Here is a 777-nt window from a genome sequence, read left to right on the forward strand (position 1 = left end):
CAGATCACCGGGTTGATGGAGGTGCTCAGCTCTATCGGATTTACAGGGAGGAAGGTCTGTCGGTTCGTCGGGGTCGGAAACGGGAGCGTGGTAGTCGCACCCCCATGCCCGTGCCGTTGTCCCCGGGCGCACGCTGGTCGATGGCCCCTTCGACACGCTCAGGACAGGCTTTGTGTCGGACACCTTCGGTGCGTCGCGCAAATTCCGGATATTGGCCATCAATGACGATTGCTGCCGGGAGAACCTGTGCCTGGTCGGCGATACCAGCATCTCGGGTGCCCGAGTGGTGCGTGAACTCGATACGCTGATACGGCTCTATTGCAAACCGGCTTGCATTGTCAGCGATAACGGAACCGAGTTCACCAGTCGGGCGATCCTGGAATGGGCTGGCAAGAACAAGGTCGAGTGGCATTACATCGACCCGGGCAAGCCTCAGCAGAATGGGTTCATCGAGTCCTTCAACGGCTCGCTGCGCGATGAACTGCTCAACGAGGAGTTGTTCGACAGCCTGGCCGATGCCCGCCGGAAGCTGGCCATCTGGCGCTACGATTACAACAATGTCCGGCCCCACTCGTCGTTGGGAAATCGGACGCCTGCACAAGCGCGTCGGGCGTTCGAGCAGGACGAGAGCATCACGCCCGACGCGCTTGTGCAGGCGCATGGGCCATCGTATTTAACCGCAAGACTCTCGTTATGATCGAGGGACTGACGGGGGGCAGGTCACTGGGTCGCAACCGGCGCCTCGCCAAAGACTTCGAAAATACCATCGAAAGCGCA

Annotated in this window: 1 pseudogene; it reads left to right on the forward strand. The window is 60.2% G+C overall.

Features of this window, described 5'->3' with window-relative positions:
- A pseudogene (locus QU44_RS17260) lies at positions 1-697 on the forward strand (integrase core domain-containing protein); the annotation flags it as partial.
- Positions 698-777: the final 80 nt, after the last annotated feature.

Source organism: Sphingomonas sp. 37zxx (assembly GCF_000786205.1).
Taxonomy (GTDB): domain Bacteria; phylum Pseudomonadota; class Alphaproteobacteria; order Sphingomonadales; family Sphingomonadaceae; genus Sphingomonas.